Genomic DNA, 580 nt, shown 5'->3' with positions numbered 1-580 from the left:
TTGTGCTGCCAGCCCGTTTCTATTTAGTTGACTCCGAAGACCAACCTGGTCAGCACGAAGCCATTGTTAACCAACCTTGTGCGGATCATCTGGTCCCGAAATTCGGGATCTCGTATGCCAAATGGTCAACATATCAATTTGATTGGTTTTTAACTCGTATACCAGTCGATAATTTCCATGTATAAGTTCTCTAATTTCAGGCCGTCTAAACTCAGGAACAATCCTTCCCCTTTCCGGTAGATCGCTTAGTTTTTGGCAATGTTCGAATACACCTTCTGCCCATGTAATAGCTGTTGGTATATGATCCAGTGCAATATAATCGGTACACTCTTCAACCCGAGTTAAAAACCGATCCGTTAGAACTATTTCCATTTAGAAAGATGCTTTTCAATTCTTTCTCTTGCCTGATCCACAGTATACGTTTTGCCTTGCTCGACCTGTTGCTTGGCTTCGAGTAAATCCTCGAGCATTTCCAATTTTTTGGTGAAGCGTTCATATTCTGATACATCCATCAAAACAGCAGCACTTTTGCCATGTTGAGTAAGTATAATTGGTTGCTTCTCTTTTTTTAAGCGTTTTA

At 40.9% G+C, this 580-nt stretch carries 2 protein-coding genes; both read right to left on the bottom strand.

What is annotated here, in order from left to right:
* Positions 1-66: 66 nt before the first annotated feature.
* On the bottom strand, positions 67-372 hold the full coding sequence (locus L6773_RS21335) for a type II toxin-antitoxin system RelE/ParE family toxin (protein ID WP_237856705.1): 306 nt from the start codon (positions 370-372) through the stop codon (positions 67-69).
* The coding region (locus L6773_RS21330; protein WP_237856703.1) for a type II toxin-antitoxin system Phd/YefM family antitoxin at positions 363-580 on the bottom strand (218 nt) is incomplete at its 5' end. The genes L6773_RS21335 and L6773_RS21330, both read right to left, overlap by 10 nt.

The organism is Rhodohalobacter sulfatireducens, from assembly GCF_022012475.1.
In the GTDB taxonomy this organism is placed as follows: domain Bacteria; phylum Bacteroidota; class Rhodothermia; order Balneolales; family Balneolaceae; genus Rhodohalobacter; species Rhodohalobacter sulfatireducens.
This window is presented reverse-complemented; position numbering and strand designations above follow the sequence as displayed.

Bases quoted from the DNA above. Each gene is read 5' to 3' on its own strand.
- L6773_RS21335 (WP_237856705.1), bottom strand. From the start codon at position 372: ATGGAAATAGTTCTAACGGATCGGTTTTTAACTCGGGTTGAAGAGTGT.